16 protein-coding genes are annotated in these 15,996 nt (G+C 58.3%); 7 read left to right on the top strand and 9 right to left on the bottom strand.

Going from position 1 to position 15,996, the window contains the following annotated elements; translation table 11 throughout:
* Positions 1–52 precede the first annotated feature (52 nt).
* Positions 53–370 (bottom strand): PTS N,N'-diacetylchitobiose transporter subunit IIB, encoded by a 318-nt coding sequence (gene chbB / locus KGP25_RS09415; RefSeq protein ID WP_008500676.1) that lies wholly within the window; start codon positions 368–370, stop codon positions 53–55.
* Between the two features lie 284 nt (positions 371–654).
* Entirely contained in the window at positions 655–996 is a 342-nt protein-coding gene (osmE, locus tag KGP25_RS09410; protein ID WP_008500677.1) for an osmotically-inducible lipoprotein OsmE, read from the bottom strand.
* A 221-nt stretch (positions 997–1,217) separates the two neighbouring features.
* Between osmE and nadE the strand changes: the two genes are divergently transcribed.
* The gene (gene nadE / locus KGP25_RS09405; RefSeq protein WP_023292679.1) at positions 1,218–2,042 is read left to right on the top strand and encodes an ammonia-dependent NAD(+) synthetase; all 825 of its coding nucleotides are present in this window, start codon (positions 1,218–1,220) and stop codon (positions 2,040–2,042) included.
* A 115-nt stretch (positions 2,043–2,157) separates the two neighbouring features.
* Entirely contained in the window at positions 2,158–3,036 is an 879-nt protein-coding gene (cho, locus tag KGP25_RS09400) for an excinuclease Cho (RefSeq protein ID WP_223540307.1), read from the top strand.
* Here the strand turns inward: cho and ves are convergent.
* The 7 genes from ves to KGP25_RS09365 form a co-directional block, all read right to left on the bottom strand.
* Positions 3,014–3,571: an environmental stress-induced protein Ves gene (ves, locus tag KGP25_RS09395; protein WP_021241069.1), complete on the bottom strand. Its 558-nt coding sequence runs from the start codon at positions 3,569–3,571 to the stop codon at positions 3,014–3,016. The genes cho and ves overlap by 23 nt on opposite strands.
* Before the next feature lie 297 nt (positions 3,572–3,868).
* Positions 3,869–4,363 carry an ATP-independent periplasmic protein-refolding chaperone Spy gene (spy, locus tag KGP25_RS09390; RefSeq protein WP_008500682.1) on the bottom strand — a complete coding sequence of 165 codons (495 nt, stop codon included), beginning with the start codon at positions 4,361–4,363 and terminating at the stop codon, positions 3,869–3,871.
* A 338-nt stretch (positions 4,364–4,701) separates the two neighbouring features.
* Positions 4,702–5,667 carry a succinylglutamate desuccinylase gene (gene astE, locus KGP25_RS09385; RefSeq protein ID WP_223540306.1) on the bottom strand — a complete coding sequence of 322 codons (966 nt, stop codon included), beginning with the start codon at positions 5,665–5,667 and terminating at the stop codon, positions 4,702–4,704.
* A 10-nt stretch (positions 5,668–5,677) separates the two neighbouring features.
* Positions 5,678–7,003 (bottom strand): N-succinylarginine dihydrolase, encoded by a 1,326-nt coding sequence (gene astB, locus KGP25_RS09380; protein ID WP_223540305.1) that lies wholly within the window; start codon positions 7,001–7,003, stop codon positions 5,678–5,680.
* The gene (gene astD, locus KGP25_RS09375) at positions 6,990–8,477 is read right to left on the bottom strand and encodes a succinylglutamate-semialdehyde dehydrogenase (protein WP_223540304.1); all 1,488 of its coding nucleotides are present in this window, start codon (positions 8,475–8,477) and stop codon (positions 6,990–6,992) included. The genes astB and astD overlap by 14 nt, the downstream gene beginning before the upstream one ends.
* Entirely contained in the window at positions 8,474–9,508 is a 1,035-nt protein-coding gene (astA, locus tag KGP25_RS09370) for an arginine N-succinyltransferase (RefSeq protein ID WP_008500686.1), read from the bottom strand. The genes astD and astA overlap by 4 nt, the downstream gene beginning before the upstream one ends.
* Positions 9,505–10,725: an aspartate aminotransferase family protein gene (locus KGP25_RS09365; protein ID WP_223540303.1), complete on the bottom strand. Its 1,221-nt coding sequence runs from the start codon at positions 10,723–10,725 to the stop codon at positions 9,505–9,507. The genes astA and KGP25_RS09365 overlap by 4 nt, the downstream gene beginning before the upstream one ends.
* Before the next feature lie 433 nt (positions 10,726–11,158).
* On the opposite strand from KGP25_RS09365, the gene xthA reads away from it, so the two are divergent.
* The 5 genes from xthA to KGP25_RS09340 are packed head-to-tail and all read left to right on the top strand — an operon-like array spanning position 11,159 to position 15,953.
* The gene (xthA, locus tag KGP25_RS09360) at positions 11,159–11,965 is read left to right on the top strand and encodes an exodeoxyribonuclease III (RefSeq protein WP_032667291.1); all 807 of its coding nucleotides are present in this window, start codon (positions 11,159–11,161) and stop codon (positions 11,963–11,965) included.
* A 6-nt stretch (positions 11,966–11,971) separates the two neighbouring features.
* Positions 11,972–12,655 carry a TVP38/TMEM64 family protein gene (locus KGP25_RS09355; protein ID WP_223540302.1) on the top strand — a complete coding sequence of 228 codons (684 nt, stop codon included), beginning with the start codon at positions 11,972–11,974 and terminating at the stop codon, positions 12,653–12,655.
* Positions 12,656–12,661: 6 nt separating this feature from the next.
* On the top strand, positions 12,662–13,831 hold the full coding sequence (locus KGP25_RS09350; protein WP_063621407.1) for an ABC transporter substrate-binding protein: 1,170 nt from the start codon (positions 12,662–12,664) through the stop codon (positions 13,829–13,831).
* Entirely contained in the window at positions 13,804–15,333 is a 1,530-nt protein-coding gene (locus KGP25_RS09345; RefSeq protein ID WP_223540301.1) for a thiamine ABC transporter permease, read from the top strand. The genes KGP25_RS09350 and KGP25_RS09345 overlap by 28 nt, the downstream gene beginning before the upstream one ends.
* Positions 15,333–15,953 carry an ATP-binding cassette domain-containing protein gene (locus KGP25_RS09340; RefSeq protein WP_223540300.1) on the top strand — a complete coding sequence of 207 codons (621 nt, stop codon included), beginning with the start codon at positions 15,333–15,335 and terminating at the stop codon, positions 15,951–15,953. Before KGP25_RS09345 ends, KGP25_RS09340 begins: the two co-directional genes overlap by 1 nt.
* Positions 15,954–15,996 lie beyond the last annotated feature (43 nt).

Genomic DNA, 15,996 nt, shown 5'->3' with positions numbered 1-15,996 from the left:
CATGTTACGGCGTATTGTGTGTGAAATAACTCTTTGACGGGAAAAATAAAAATTAATTAGCAGCTTTTTTAATGGCTGCCACAGCAGCTTTAAGAACACCTAAACCATCAATCTTGCCGTACAGCCCCGAATCGATTACTTCGACCGGTTTATTAGGTAACAGTCGTTGAATTTCGGGCAACATATAGGCAATTTGCGGTCCCAGTAAAACAACATCGGCTGTCTGACCTTTTTCGCCCGCCAGCGTCTCGGGGAACGCTTCGATCACCACAGGGACTTCATACTTTTCAGCCTGCGCACGCATCTTTGAGACCAGAAGCGAGGTTGACATGCCCGCTGAGCAGAACAGGTAGATATGTTTCTTTTCCATCGTGATTTCCCTCTTGTATGACTACCTGCCATCGCGCTATCACTCGACTCGCTGTCCCGGCAGACAGGTAGTTTGCGTACTGTTGTTTATCGTTGGAGTGAGTATACGCAATGGTACAGACAGGGGATAATTCTGGATAGACTAGAATTGTCTCTCATTGACCTGGCTTGTTGACTACCCTCACATTTTGGGCAAATAATTCGCGAAAAGAAATAAGATTTTCTGATGCATAAAAAAACCGGCCCCGGGGCCGGTTTGTTAACATCCTCAGGCAAGCAGGGTGACTACGCCTTAGGTGCCTGCGGATCGGTGTCGTATTCAGCACAGGTCTGATAGCCGGAGTTGATCACATGACCGGTATCATCCAGGGCGACAAAGTAGGTTTCTGCCTTACCATCACGTTGACCCAGGATATAGGTCTGGCAGGTCCCTTTCGCATGAATCATGGTGACTTCAGAAGAAGGTTTACCGGCAATCGCAGCCACCTGCGAACGGGTCATCCCCTTTTTAACGTCTTTTACTACGGGCTGCGTAAACTGATCCTTGGTGCGATCGTAAGCCGTACACCCTGCCAGCATAGTCAGTACCGCCGCTGCGCTAAGAATTCCTGCTACGTTCTTGTTCATATTCCGTCCTCTTGTTTATCAGCGTGTTATCTAAGCATGGGATAAAAAGTACTATTGTTCAACTTTGTGCGTTACGCCAGACGAATTTCGGAAAATTCTAATAAAACAACGATAAGCTGCTAAATCGGCGCAAAATAGCGCACTCGAAACTGTGATCCTTGTCGTTTCTCGCCCAAAGGGTTAGTTTTAACAGTTAACACATTCTGTTTATGGAGAGCGTGATGACTCTGCAACAAGAGATTATCCAGGCGCTGGGCGCGAAGCCTGCGGTAGATGCAAATGAAGAGATCCGCCGCAGCGTGGATTTTTTAAAAGCGTATTTAAAGAAGAACTCTTTCCTGAAATCTCTGGTGCTGGGCATCAGCGGCGGCCAGGATTCAACGCTGACCGGCAAGCTCTGCCAGATGGCCATTTCAGAGCTTCGCGAAGAGACGGGCGATGAGACGCTGCAGTTTATCGCTGTGCGCCTTCCTTACGGCGTACAGGCAGACGAGCAGGATTGCCAGGATGCCATTGCCTTCATTCAGCCTGACCGCGTGCTGACCGTGAATATTAAAGGCTCGGTGCTGGCAAGCGAGCAGGCGTTACGCGAAGCGGGCATTGAGCTGAGCGATTTCGTTCGCGGCAATGAAAAGGCACGCGAGCGCATGAAAGCGCAGTACAGCATCGCCGGGATGACCAAAGGCGTCGTGGTCGGCACCGACCATGCGGCCGAAGCGATCACCGGCTTCTTCACCAAATATGGCGACGGCGGCACCGACATTAACCCGATCTTCCGCCTGAACAAACGTCAGGGCAAGCAGCTGCTTGCCGCGCTGGGCTGTCCTGAGCATCTGTATAAGAAAGCGCCGACAGCTGACCTTGAAGACGATCGCCCTTCCCTGCCGGATGAAGCGGCCCTTGGCGTCACCTACGACAACATTGACGATTATCTGGAAGGCAAAAAGCTGGATGAAGGCACCGCGAAGATCATCGAAGGCTGGTATTTGAAAACCGAGCACAAGCGTCGCCCACCGATTACGGTGTTTGACGACTTCTGGAAATAAATGCAAAACGGTAACCCCGTTTTGTAGGCCGGGTAAGGCATCGCCGCCACCCGGCTCTTTTTTAACCACCACACTCCTGCTACACTGTATACCTGAACAGTATATGGAGCAGTATGTGAGCAGGCGTCAATCCGCCCCGCGTCTTGAGTTTGAAGCGGCGGCTATCTACGAATATCCCGAGCACCTTCGCCCCTGGCTTGAAGCATTGCCTAAACAGCCGGGCGTGTACATCTTTCACGGCGAAAGCGACACCCTGCCGCTCTACATCGGCAAGAGCGTTAACATTCGCAGTCGGGTATTATCCCATCTGCGTACGCCGGACGAGGCCGCCATGCTGCGCCAGTCGCGACGCATCACCTGGTTCCAGACGGCGGGAGAAATGGGCGCGCTGTTGCTGGAGGCGCGGTTGATAAAAGAACAACAGCCGCTTTTCAACAAGCGCCTGCGCCGCAACCGTCAGCTCTGCTCCCTGCAGATCAACGAAGGCAAGCCACAGGTCGTCTACGCGCGCGACGTCGATTTTTCTCATGCCACGAATCTCTACGGACTGTTCGCCAATAAACGTGCCGCACTTCAGGCGCTGCAGACGCTGGCGGACGAGCTCCAGCTTTGCTACAGCCTTTTGGGCCTTGAGGCAACCACGCGCGGACGCGCCTGTTTTCGATCCGCGCTGAAGCGCTGTGCCGGTGCCTGCTGTGGGAAAGAGAGCGTTGAGGCGCACCACGCACGGCTCCTCTCCGGTCTGGGGGCCATCAGCGTGAAGTGCTGGCCCTGGGAAAGCGCCGTTGCGCTCAAAGAAGTGGGTGACGCGATGACCCAGTATCACATCGTCAATAACTGGCTCTGGCTGGGCGCTGTAGACGATATCAACGACGCGGCAACCCTGCTGCGCACGCCCGCCGGATTTGACCACGATGGCTACAAAATTCTCTGTAAACCTGTGCTGTCCGGTAAGTTTGAGATCATTGAACTCAATGGCCTGGCAGCCACGTGATTTCGCTGAACAATAAGGTACCCTGAGCCTCCAGCAGACGCAGCGTATGGGTACCCTCCTCCCAGCTGGCGCCCTGATCGGCCGTCAGCAATTTATCACCCAGCTGCCACGCCCCGCTTAACACAAACACCACGCCCCCGCGTGTACCAAAGGTGGTAAAGGTACGGTCAGCCACGCGCACCTTCGCCCGGCAGCAGTCGCGACGGGTCATGATGTTGAAGTCCATCGCCATCCGCCCATCGGACAGCAGCGCTTTCACCGGCAGGTCGCCGGCAAAGCTATAGGGCTGATGGTGCTTCAGGGTATGGAAGAACGCCTGACCGGCATCCAGCGTCACCTCCCCGCCTTCCAGCAAGGTAATCACCCGATCGACGCCGGGAAAAGAGGAGAATTCGCCGTTGCTGGCGATAGTCGCGATACTGGCACGCCAGTGAAAATCACGCGTCGCGGGAGGGAAACAACAAATCTCACGCGTTTCACCCGCACCATTGCGCCACAGGCTGACCGGCATTTTACGGATATCAAAGAACTCCATCACCACTCCTGAATGGCACAACCCGTGCCAGGGCAAGGATATTGCTATCGTTGCTGTCTTGTTTGTTATCGTTAGGTATTCACAGACACAGTATCGGCAGCAGAGCGGGCAGGCCTTAGCGGAACGTTAATAAAAATGCTAACGCCATGACTCTACAAACATTCTCTGATGCGACTACAGGAGCATACCGCGCTGGCGGCGGCAGACAAGAGGGCAGGAAAGAAAAACCGCCGGTCCTGTCCACAGCGTTTTCGCTTTTGTGGACAGGATCCCGGCGGTCTTAAGAGAGTGAACCGATTATTCGGTTGGTGCTGGCATTTTACCTTCCATCGCCGGACGTTCTGTCAGACGCTTCTCAAAATTCGCATTAAATTGTTTTTTCTGTTCCGGGGTCAGAATGTTGTAGATCTTATTCTGGGTTTCCAGGTGAGCCAGCATGCGGGCTTTGTGCTGCTCGGCCATTTTGTCGATCTGCGCTTCGGCTTTTGCCTTGTCGAAGCTGTCGCTGGCGATGATGTCATGCATGGCACGACGCTCTTCCAGCGGCGGACGTTTCATCTGGTCGCGTTCGCTTTTCCGGATATCGCGGATCTGCTGTTTCTGCGCATCCGTCAGGTTGAGATCCTTAAACATCATCATCTCGTTGTGCATACCTGGGCCTTTATGATGCATCATCATTTTGCCTTCAGCAGGCGCGGCAGCGGTTGTGGTCGCAGTATCTGCGGCGAACGCCATGCTGGTAGCGCCCAGAGCCAGGGTAGAAGCAACAAACAGTGCAGTAAACTTACGCATAATTTATTTCCTTTCTTTCAGTTATTCTTCGGCGCTATGCCGTGTTGACGAGATTAACTTTACGGGGTTTATCGTCAATTAGTCAGAGCAACGGTAAAACAATGAAAGTGTAAAAAACAAATTTTCGCCAAATGTGGAGGAAATAAGGATAAAGCGTGGAAAGTTGCAACAAAAAATATTCAATACAATGATTTTAAAGCGATTTAGCAAAAGTATAACGGAGTGAAGGTGAATAATAAAGCAATTCACCAGGAATATTCTGCAAAACACGGACAGGCGCTTTAATTGCTAAGAAAGGGTATTTTACTTCCCCTCCCGGATGAAGAGAGGGGAAAGGTTCAGGATATTTTTTCCAGCATCAGTCCGGCACGCAGGCCAAACGCCACGGTGGGATTAGGAAATAAAACATACTCGGTGGCTTTCTGCACCTCATAACGCTCCTCGCCATCCTCGGCCAGCAGCGCCCCTTTGCGGAACGGCGTGAAGTTCAGGGTATGCGCGGCCATATGGAGCAGGAAGGCATCGCTGCGGCGCGTGATCTGCTGGACGACCCGGTACCGCTCGACGGGCTGATGCGTAGGCTCGGGAGCCTTTCCTCCCAGCAGCGCCCGCAGGGCGAGATGCGTGGGTGCAAAGCGAGAGAGATCGTTTTGCCCAAACGGCAGCGCTTTCCCCAGCTCCAGCGTACAGGACAACGCACCAAAGTGCTCACAGGTGAAGTGCGTAAAGGTTCCGCCCGGCGACTGGTGAAACACCAGCGCCTCCAGCCCGGCGTCTCCCAGCCAGCTCAGAAACGCTTCATCCCACGGCTGATTGCGCTGCGGCAGCACGCCGAAGCGAACATGGTAGGATGCGCGGATGGCCGTATGGAGATCCAGATGCCAGCGCGCCGGTCCCTCAGCGGCAAAAAACGCGGTCACGACGTTTTCCAGCCACGCTGCCCGCGCCGTTTCGTCACTCTGCGGAAACTGCGACCAGCGGCCGCCGAACATGCGGTTAATGTCGCTCACCAGATACCGTTTGTTTTCCGCCAGCGCAGGCGGATTGCCGAGCACCACCAGCACGCGGCACGTCAGGGCAATCTCATTGCGATACAGCGCGCGCAGCAGCAGATCGACAATCTCAACCGGTGCCGTTTCATTCCCGTGAATGCCCGTTGAAAGCAGCAGCGACAGATCGCTTTTTGCTGTCGGCGTCAGCTCAAGCACCCCGCGCCCCAGCCATCGCCAGCGAAATGAGGGACCGTCCCCCTCTTTCTGTTCCGGCGTTTCATCGGCCAGGGTCAGCGCCAGTAAATTTTCCATATCCACTCCTTTAGCGCTGGAACGGATAAACCGATCCCAGTTGCAGGATTGTCGACAACGCGTCCAGCGCCTCGCGTCCTTCACGCAGAAGCTGCGGGTCAACCAGATCGGCCTGCGTTAGCCGGTCGCGATAGTAGCGATCGACCCAGTCATTCAGGCGTGTAAAAAGCGTATCGTTCATCATGACCGCCGGATTAACCGCCTGCATTTCGTCCTGAGTCAAGACCACGCGCAGACGTAAACAGGCTGGACCACCGCCGTTGGCCATACTTTCACGCAGGTCAAACACGCGCAGTTCGTCAATCGGGTTATCGGCCTTAACCAGCTCGGTCAGGTAGCGCCACACGCCCTGATGATCCCGGGACTCCTGCGGCAGAACCAGCATCATGCTGCCGTCATCGCGGCTCAGCAGCTGGCTATTGAACAGATACGTTTCGACCGCGTCCTGCACGCTTACCGCCGCCGTTGGCACCTGAATGGGCGTAAAGCCGCGTACGCGCTCATGCAGCGTGGCGAGCAGCTTTTCCTGATGGGCGAACGCCTGCTCGTGACAGAACAGCACCTGGCGGTTGGAAACGGCAATCACGTCGTTGTGGAACACGCCCTGGTCGATCACATGCGGGTTCTGCTGGGCGAAAATCACCTGGGAAGGATTGACCTGGTTCAGGCGGGCAACGGCCTGGCTCGCCGCCAGCGTCTGACGTGCAGGATAACGGGTTGGCGCGGCGTGGCCCCCCTCTTCGCGCCCGTAAATAAACAGCTGCAGACCCGGCTCGCCGTAATCGCCCCCCAGGCGGTTATGGTTGGCCGCGCCTTCGTCGCCAAACATCGCCACCTGCGGCAGGGCCTGATGTACCGTGAAATGGGCGTCCTGGTTGAAAATAGCGCGCAGCACGCGCTCGGTGGTTTCCGCTTCGGTGGCGCGGTGAAACTTGTTATTCAGGTTCGCCACCGTCAGGTGGACTTTGCCATCCAGCGTATCGGCGGACGGCGCGACGGTTGCCGCGTTGGCGACCCACATCGAAGAGGCGGAGCTTGCCGCCGAGAGCAGGTGCGGCGTCTGCGTCCCCGCTTTTTCGACCACCTGCTCATCGGTACCGCTAAAGCCGAGCTGACGCAGCACCGGCACGTTCGGACGCTCCTGCGGCGGGATCACCGCCTGCGGGAAACCGGCATCCGCCAGCGCTTTCATCTTAAGCAGCCCCTGCTTCGCCGCCAGCTTCGGGTTGGAAACCTGAAAACGGTGCTTCGTGGAGGCTTCATTACCAAAAGAGAGACCGGCGTAGTGGTGGGTCAGCCCCACCAGCCCGTCAAAGTTGACTTCACGCGCTTTCATGACGATCCCCTCCGGTAAAGTCCAGCCCCGGATTAAGCGTCTCCGGCAGCGTCAGCGCCGGGGTTTCCAGGCTCGCCATCGGCCAGGCACAGTAATCGGCGGCATACCACGCGCTGGCGCGATGGTTGCCCGATGCGCCCACGCCGCCAAACGGCGCGGTGCTTGCGGCCCCGGTCAGCGGTTTATTCCAGTTAACAATCCCGGCGCGCGCTTCCAGCAGCAGTTGTTCAAATTTCTCGCGATGCGGTGAAATCAGACCGCTCGACAGGCCGTAGCGGGTGTTATTGGCCATCGCAATCGCCGCATCAAAATCGTCGTAGCGCCAGACGCACAGCAGCGGGCCAAAGACCTCTTCATCCGGCACGTTGCTCGCGCCGCTCATCTCAACGATGCCCGGCGTCAGCAACGAGGTACCCGGCTGAACCTGCTTCGGTTCGAGCAAGGTTTTCGCGCCGCGCGCGACGTGGTCCTGCCAGGCCTTCAGCACGTTCAGCGCGGCCTGTTCGGAAATCAGCCCGCCGATAAACGGCTGCGGATCGGCATCCCACGCGGCTGGCACCAGGCGCGCGCTTACCTCTACCAGACGCTTCAGGAAAGCATCACCCTGTGCGCCTCTTTTCACCAGCAGGCGGCGGGCGCAGGTGCAGCGCTGTCCGGCGGTAATAAAGGCGGACTGAATCGTCAGGTGCACCGCGGCGTCAATATCATCCGGGTCTTCCACAATCAGCGGGTTGTTGCCCCCCATCTCCAGCGCCAGAATTTTTTCCGGCTGCCCCGCCAGCTGGCGATGCAACTGATAGCCCGTCCCGGCGCTGCCGGTAAACAGCAGGCCGTCGATATCGCTCAGCGCGCTCAGCGCCTGGCCGGTTTCACGTCCGCCCTGCACCAGGTTCAGCACGCCCGGCGGCAGGCCAGCCTTTTCCCACAGCTTAACCACCGCCTCGCCGGTGAAGGGCGTGAGCTCGCTCGGTTTAAAGATGACGGTATTGCCCGCCAGCAGCGCGGGCACAATGTGGCCATTCGGCAGATGCCCCGGGAAGTTGTACGGCCCAAACACCGCCAGCACGCCGTGCGGACGGTGGCGCAGCGTGGCCGCGCCGTCCGGCATCTCGGTGTGCTGTTCGCCGGTACGGGTGTGGTATGCCTTCACCGAAATGGCGATTTTGTTGATCATCGCCGTCACTTCGGTTGCCGCTTCCCAGCGCGGTTTACTGGTTTCTGACGCGATGATGCGCGTCAGCTCGGCCTTGTTTGCCTCCAGCAGCCCGGCAAACTTTTCAATAATTTCCTGGCGCACGGCGAAAGGCTGTTTTGCCCACGCCGGAAACGCGCGGCGAGCGGCATGGCAGGCTTGTTCCACCTGTGCAGCGCTGGCGTCATTCCCCTTCCAGAGCGCCTCTTTTCCCACCGGATTGGTCTTTACGCGCTGTTCGCCTTCGCCCGTGACCCAGTCACCGTTAATCCATAATGTCATGCTGTTTTCTCCTCAGGGCAGAGACGCACCAGGCGAACCTTATCGCCGGCGTTACATTTCAGGGCATCCAGTTCTGCAGCCGTCAGCACCAGACGTTCACATTTCGGGTTGGTCCGCACCAGCATGGCGCGGAAGTTGGCATAATTTTCGTTCGCCACCAGGCACGCCGGCCAGTCGCCCGGCGCGGGCTGGCCTTCAGAGACCTCAACCAGCCGGCTCTTACGGATCGCGCGCACGCGGTCGATATCACACTCAAGCGTAGGCCCACCATCAAAGATGTCGACATAGTTGCGGTAGCGGAAGCCTTCTTTCTCCAGCACCGCGCGGGCGGGTGCGGTTTGCGGATGCACTTCGCCGATCACCGCCTGTGCTTCCGGGCTGAGGAAATGGGTATAGATAGGATGCTTCGGCATCAGTTCGGCAATAAAGGCTTTCTGGCCGGTGCCGCAGAGATAGTCTGCCCGGCTGAACTCCATCGAGAAGAAGCGCTCGCCCAGGCTCTCCCAGAAGGGTGAATAGCCGGTGTCGTCGATCACGCCGCGCATCTCCGCGACCACTTTTTCGTTAAAGCGATCGCGGAAGGCGGCCATAAACATAAAGCGCGATTTGGAGAGCAGATAGCCGTTGCCCTCTTTGCGCCACGCCGGATCGAGGAACAGCGTGCAAAGCTCGCTGGCGCCCGTGTGGTCATTGCAGAGAAACAGCGTGGGCAGCGCGTTATAGACGTTCAGCTCTTTCGAGGCGTGCACCATGGTACCCACGCGGTAGTTGTACCACGGGTCGTTCAGCCCGACGGCCACTTCAATGGCGCAGATCCCAGCCACAGTTCCCGTGTCGGTGTCTTCCAGCACGAACACATACCCCTGTTCGCTTTTTGGCAACGTCCCCTGCCAGGTTTGCAGGGCGCGCTCAATGCGCGCCGACAGCGTTTTTTCATCGGCAGGAAGCGAGGTCAGCCCGCCTCCCGTCTTACCGGCAAGCTGCATGAGCCCGGCGAGATCGCCGCGCTCAACGGGACGGATGACCATCATGATGACACCCCGGATTTCACTTTTTCACACGCCAGCGCAAAGCGGTCCAGACCGGTTTGCACCTCTTCCTCGCTGACAATCAGCGCAGGAGCAAAACGCACGACATTAGCACCGGCAATCAGCACCATCACGCCTACTTTTGCCGCTTCCTGTGAAATAAGTTTAGCTTTTCCGGCAAACTCAGCGGTGAGCTCGCAGCCAATTAACAGCCCCAGGCCGCGAATTTCTTTAAACAGGCCAACCTTGCTGTTGATGGCATTCAGGCGCTCAACAAACCAGTCGTGGCGCTGCTTAACGCCCTTCAGCAACTCAGGGGTGTTAATGATGTCGAGCACCTGTCCGGCGACGGCGGTGGCCAGCGGGTTGCCGCCGTAGGTGGTGCCGTGGGTGCCGACGGTCATCACGCTGGCGAATTTATCGGTGGTCAGCGTCGCGCCAATCGGGAAGCCGCCGCCCAGCGCTTTGGCGGTCGACAGCACGTCCGGCGTCACGCCGTAGTGCATATAGGCATACAGCTCGCCGGTGCGGCCCACGCCGGTCTGCACTTCGTCGAAAATCAGCACTGCGTTGTGACGGTCGCACAGCTCGCGCAGCCCCTGCAGGAACGCTTTTTGCGCCGGAAGTACGCCACCCTCGCCCTGCATCGGCTCGACGATCACCGCGCAGGTGGTATCGTTAATCAGCTCGCTGGCGGACTGCAGATCGTTATAAATACCGTGACGAATATCCGGCGGCAGCGGCGCGAAATCCTGCGAGTAGGAAGGCTGCCCGCCTGCGCTGACGGTAAAGAGCGTGCGTCCGTGGAAGGCATTTTTGAACGCCACGATACCGCTCTTGTGGGTTCCAAATTTATCGTGCGCATATTTGCGCGCCAGCTTCAGCGCCGCCTCGTTGGCTTCCGCCCCCGAGTTACAGAAAAAGACTTTTTCGGCAAACGTCGCGTCGATCAGTTTTTTGGCCAGGCGCAGCGCAGGCTCGTTGGTAAAGCCGTTGCCGGTATGCCAGAACTTCGCCGCCTGATCGTTCAGCGCCTGACGCAGCGCCGGGTGCGCATGACCCAACGCGTTCACCGCAATCCCACCTGCAAAGTCGATATACTCTTTACCCTGCTGATCCCACAGGCGCGAGCCTTCCCCACGAACCGGAATAAAAGCCGCCGGAGCGTAAACCGGCATCATCCATTCATCGAAATTTTCACGCGTAATTGACAGAGACATAGCGACCTCATCCGGTAAATAAAAGGTTATTTGAATGTTAAATAATTGAGTGTTTGCACTGTGAATGTAGATTGCAGCCTTCGTGCCAGCCAGCGATAAAAATGCATAAACGGGTTGAGGTAACAGAATATCAATGAGTTACAATATGGAGTTATTCACTATTAGTGCATAAAAAGTGAATATTTTTACGACAAGCGGCGCTTTGCCGCATGAAAATCAGAAAGAGTATGCACAGGCCAAATATAATTCTGGAATTGTGATCGCTCGCGAAATTTATCGGCCATTTACGCCCTGTTTGGGGGCGAAGCGCGTCAGAATGGTGCAAATATTGCACCACCGGCATTATCTGTTGCAGTTATTGGTCGAAGCCGGTAACAGTTGACGCAAATTCTGCTACCATCCTTGCACTATTCACCTTGCACTGGCAGCGACTATGAAATTTGTCTCTTTTAATATCAACGGCCTGCGTGCCCGCCCTCATCAGCTTGAAGCTATCGTTGAGCAACATCAGCCAGATGTGATCGGCCTGCAGGAGACAAAGGTTCACGACGACATGTTCCCCCTCGAAGAGGTGGCGAAACTCGGCTACAACGTCTTTTATCACGGCCAGAAAGGTCACTATGGCGTCGCGCTGCTCACCAAAGCGCCGCCGGTTTCCGTGCGTCGCGGCTTCCCGGGCGACGGTGAAGAAGCGCAGCGTCGTATTATCATGGCGGAAGTCCCTTCTGCGATCGGGAATATCACGGTCATCAACGGCTATTTCCCGCAGGGTGAAAGCCGTGACCATGAAACCAAATTCCCGGCGAAAGCGAAGTTTTATCAGGATCTGCAGGACTACCTGACCACCGAACTCAAAAAAGAGAATCCGGTGCTGATCATGGGCGACATGAATATCAGCCCGACGGATCTCGATATCGGTATTGGCGAAGAGAACCGCAAACGCTGGCTGCGCACCGGAAAATGCTCCTTCCTGCCGGAAGAGCGTGAGTGGATGGAGCGCCTGCTGGGCTGGGGCCTGGTGGATACCTTCCGCAATGCCAATCCGGAAACGCAGGATCGCTTCTCCTGGTTTGACTATCGCTCTAAAGGCTTTGACGACAACCGCGGCCTGCGTATCGATCTTCTGCTCGCCAGTACACCGCTGGCCGAGCGCTGCATCGAAACCGGGATCGACTACGACATCCGCAGCATGGAAAAACCATCTGACCACGCGCCAGTGTGGGCTAAATTCAAGCTGTAATGACGCGTGAACATTCCAAAAACACTCTTCCTGTGCGCCCTTCTGGGCGAATTTATGTTGACGTTTGTCATGCTTCCCCCGGGAACCCTCTCCCTGGAAGGGATTAAAACGCACCACCAGGCGTTACTCGCCTATGTCGACCACGCGCCGCTGCGCAGCGCGCTGATCTTTTTTGCGGTCTATGTGGCGGTCTCCGCCCTCTCGATACCCGGCGCGGCGGTCCTGACCCTGCTGGGCGGGGCATTGTTTAGCCTGTGGGAAGGCACCGTGCTGGTCTCCTTTGCCTCCACGCTCGGGGCCACGCTAGCGATGCTCGCCAGCCGCTATTTTTTGCGCGACTGGGTGCAACGGCGGTTTGCCCGGCAGATGAGTACGGTGAATACCGGCATGGCACGCGACGGCGCGAACTTTCTTTTTGCCCTGCGCCTGATGCCGCTGTTCCCGTTTTTTCTGGTGAATTTGCTGATGGGGCTGACCCGGATTGGGGTATTTCGCTACTGGTGGGTCAGCCAGGTCGCCATGCTGCCCGCCACGATTATCTTTCTGAACGCCGGGCGCGAGCTGGGAAAAGTGACCTCGCTGCGCGATATTTTGTCGCCGGGCATGGTATTCGCCTTTACACTACTGGGGTTATTACCGCTGGTCACCCGCCGGCTGTTTTCCCGTTTTCTCCCGTCTGCTAAAAAGTGAGGCATTATGCGCCGTGTGCGTTTTTGCACGTTTCTGACCGGTCTGCTGCTGGCAGCCCCCCTATTTGCCGCCGACGGCTGGCAGGCCATTCAGCAACAGGCTAAAGGCCAGACCGTCTGGTTTAACGCCTGGGGCGGCGATCCGGCGGTCAACCGCTATCTGGAGTGGGTCAGCGGTGAGATGCAAACGCACTATGCCATTACCCTTAAAATTGTCCCGCTGGCGGATGCTGCCGACGCGGTAAAACGCATTCAGACCGAAGCCGCCGCGGGGCGTAAGACCAACGGCTCCGTCGACCTGCTGTGGGTTAACGGCGAGAACTTCCGCACGCTGAAAGAGGCAAACCTGCTGCAGACCGGATGGGCGCAGACGTTGCCCAACTGGCGCTATGTTGATACCCGCAAGCCCGTCACGGAGGATTTTGCTATCCCCACAGACGGCGCGGAATCGCCGTGGGGCGGCGCGCAGCTGACCTTTATCGCTCGCAAGGCCAGCATGCCGACGCCGCCTGTGGATCCTCAGGCGCTGCTGGCTTACGCGCAGCAGCACCCCGGCAAGATCAGCTATCCTCGCCCGCCCGATTTTACCGGCACGGCATTTCTTGAGCAGCTGCTGCTGACGCTGACCGCTCACCCGGACGCGCTGCAAAAGGTCCCCGATAGCACCTTTGCCAAGGTGACGGCGCCGCTCTGGGATTATCTGGACAAACTCCACCCGCTGCTGTGGCGCGAAGGGAAAGATTTCCCCCCTTCTCCTGCACGGATGGATGCCCTGCTTGCCAGCGGCAGCCTGAACCTGTCCCTGACCTTTAACCCCGCACATGCGCAACAAAAAGTGGCGAGCGGCGAACTTCCCGCCGACAGCTACAGCTTTGGTTTCCACGGCGGAACGATTGGCAATGTCCATTTTGTGGCGATTCCGGCCAATGCCAATGCCAGCGCAGGGGCGAAAGTGGTCGCCAATTTTCTGCTTTCACCGCAGGCGCAGATCCGCAAAGCTGACCCGGCCATCTGGGGCGATCCGAGCGTGCTGGATGCCAAAACGCTGCCTGAAGGTGAAGCCAGACAGCTGCTGGCCCACACGCCGCAGGAGCTGCCGAAGGTGCTTGCAGAGCCCCAGTCCGCCTGGGTAAATGCGCTGGAGCAGGAATGGCTGCGTCGTTACGGCACCCGCTGAGCGGGCTTGTCTGGCTGGCCATGGCGGTGATTTATCTGCCGCTTCTGCCCGCCGGCGCCATGCTGCTTGCCCCGGCGTTTTCGGTGACAAACTGGCAGCGGCTGCTGAACGATCCGCAGCTGCCTCAGGCAACCATTGCCACGCTGGTCTCAACGCTCATCGCCACGCTGGGGGCGTTGCTGATTGCCCTTCTCCTCGTCAGCCTTGTCTGGCCCGGGAAACGCTGGCGACGTCTCACAACCCGCCTGCCGTGGCTGCTGGCGATCCCCCATGTGGCGTTCGCCACCGGCGCGCTACTGCTGTTTGCCGAGGGCGGTCTGTTTTATCAGGTCTGCACCGTCTGTTCCCCACCGTTTGACCGCTACGGCGCCGGGCTGGGGCTGACGCTCGCGGTCAAAGAGAGCGCCTTTGTCCTGTGGGCGATTTACGCCGTGCTGCCGGAAAAACGGCTCGCGCAGCAGAAAATCGTCCTGCAGACATTCGGCTACGGCCGTTTTCAGACGCTCAGCTGGCTCATCCTGCCGGCTATCGCGCCCGTTCTCGGCGCGGTGATGCTGGCGGTGCTGGCGTGGTCGCTGTCGGTCGTCGATGTGGCGATCGTTCTCGGGCCGGGCAACCCGCCTACCCTGGCCGTGCTGGCCTGGCAGTGGCTGAGCCAGGGCGACGCGCAGCAGCAGGCAAAAGGGACGCTGCTGTGCCTGCTTCTCCTTCTGCTGCTGGCCGCGCTTGCCGCTCTGGGATACGGACTCTGGAAGGCATGGGTTCGCACGTTTGCGGATTTCACCGGAACGCGTCCCCGGTCTCGGCTCGCCCTGCCTGAGCGGGCACTGAGCGGGTTCCTGCCCACGTGCGGCGTGCTGTGCGCCGCGGTGCTGCTGATGCTGGCGCAACGGGAAGACGTTGGCCCGGTGGGGACCAGCCTGTCCTTCGGTCTGCTTTCAGCCCTGATCGCCCTGGTCGTCGGCTTACTCTGGCTGGAATGGGGTCCGCAGCGCGGCGCGCTGTGGGTATGGTTACCGCTCGCCCTTCCGGCCCTCCCGCTCGTCACCGGCCAGTATGCGATTGCATTGCACCTGGGCGTCGACGGGCACTACGTCGCCGTGCTCTGGAGCCACCTCCTGTGGGTATTGCCGTGGACGCTGCTGGTGCTGCAACCCGCCTGGCGCAAGATCGATCCCCGTCTGCTCCTCACCGCCAGAACCCTCGGCTGGCGACGGGCCAAAGTCTTCTGCCTGGTGAAATGCCCCCTGCTGGTGCGCCCTGCGCTACTGGCCTTTGCCACCGGCTTTTCCGTTAGCATGGCGCAATACATGCCGACGCTGTGGCTGGGCGCGGGGCGTTTCGCCACGCTGACCACCGAAACCGTGGCGCTGAGCAGCGGGGGCAGCATCCAGATTCTTGCTAACCGGGCGCTGGGATTACTGCTGGTCACGGGCACGGTGTTTGGTCTTGCCGCCCTGCTATCCCGGCTCTTGGGCCGCTACCGACAAGGGTTACGTTAATGCTGAAGGTAAAAGATCTTACCATCGAACCGCTTTTCCGCGAGGTCAGTTTTTGCGTGCCCCGGGGGGAGATCGTCACCCTGATGGGGCCGTCCGGTAGCGGCAAATCGACCCTTTTTGCCTGGATGGTCGGCGCGCTGTCAGACGATTTCCAGGCGCGGGGTGAACTGTGGCTCGACGCGCGTCGCTGCGATGCTCTTCCCGTGGAGTCCCGCGGGCTGGGTATTCTCTTTCAGGACGCGCTGCTGTTCGATCAGTTCAGCGTCGGGCAAAATTTGCTGCTGGCGCTGCCTGAGCGGATCGCTGGCAGCGCGCGGCGGGAAGCGGTCGCGCAGGCGCTGGATTCCGCCGGGCTGAGCGGCCATTACGACAGCGATCCGGCCACCCTTTCCGGCGGGGAGCGCTCACGGGTCAGCCTGCTGCGGGCCCTGCTCGCGGAGCCGCAGGCGCTGCTGCTGGATGAACCGTTCAGCCGCCTCGATAAAGCGTTACGCGCCTCATTTCGGGCATGGGTGTTTGACGCCGTCCGCGCGCGCAATATTCCGGTAGTGCTGGTCACGCACGATGAGGACGATATTCCGCCCGGCGGCGAGCTGATTGAGATTTCTCGCTGGCAATAATGTGCTAACGCAATGTTTTCCGATTCGGGAGAGACGACAATGC

Origin of the sequence: Enterobacter sp. JBIWA003 (genome assembly GCF_019968825.1) — a bacterium.
GTDB classification, from domain to species: Bacteria; Pseudomonadota; Gammaproteobacteria; order Enterobacterales; family Enterobacteriaceae; genus Enterobacter; species Enterobacter quasiroggenkampii.
Note: the sequence above shows the minus strand (reverse complement) of the source record. Positions and strands in the feature narration are given on the sequence as shown.